The 694-nt window shown below is 55.9% G+C and carries 1 protein-coding gene and 1 pseudogene; both read right to left on the bottom strand.

From position 1 onward, the window contains the following. Positions 1-143: pseudogene (locus FNJ47_RS46380) on the bottom strand (IS5/IS1182 family transposase); the annotation flags it as partial. A gap of 154 nt (positions 144-297) precedes the next feature. Beyond that, positions 298-694 (bottom strand): hypothetical protein (locus tag FNJ47_RS46375; RefSeq protein ID WP_163163493.1); only part of this gene is annotated, 397 nt, incomplete at its 5' end.

Genomic DNA, 694 nt, shown 5'->3' with positions numbered 1-694 from the left:
GTACGCACGATCCACAGCACTCCTTCAACGAACATTCGATTGTCGCGCCCGGTCGAGCCCTTCTGATCGGGCCGCCCTATGATCAACGGCGCCATCCGCTCCCACGCCGCGTCGCTCAATACCAAACGGTCCATCACACCCAAGGCGGCCTCCACAAAAGCAGCCTTGAATCTGATTTGCTCCTAAAAGGGAATCCTTAGAGTCCACACCACCTAGGCGCCACAGCCGCCGTTACACTTGGCATGAAATTCGCCGCGCGGGCGTAAGCGATGCTGCAAATGGTAAGCTGCGGCGATCTCACCGTAGTCCAACATAGCCTCGTGCCTTGAAACACTCGATGACCTTGTCTTTTTCCCGATTGATCATCGCGGCCTTGCTCTTCAGGCAGTCGACCGTGAGTTCCTCGCTAAAGTCGATGCCGACGCGTCCCTTTTTTCCTCCGGTGAATTTCCACAGGCGCCCTGGTAGTCCGGGGTAGGTCAACAGTCGCCCGTGCGCAAAGGCGTCCCTTATCTGCAACGCTTCCTGACGCACCTCGTATTTCGCCTCGTCCTTTGTGAGCACGTGATTGTAATTCTTGATAATTTTGCCGAGGGACAGGTAGCGCGTCAGATAGGTCTTCTTGGCGTCCTGATCTCCAGGCTTTGGAAACGCTGGCTCTTGTCCATTTCGGCAACAGAAAATAGCGCAGGCA

Origin of the sequence: Bradyrhizobium uaiense (genome assembly GCF_010811875.1) — a bacterium.
Classification (GTDB): Bacteria; Pseudomonadota; Alphaproteobacteria; order Rhizobiales; family Xanthobacteraceae; genus Bradyrhizobium; species Bradyrhizobium uaiense.
Note: the sequence above shows the minus strand (reverse complement) of the source record. Positions and strands in the feature narration are given on the sequence as shown.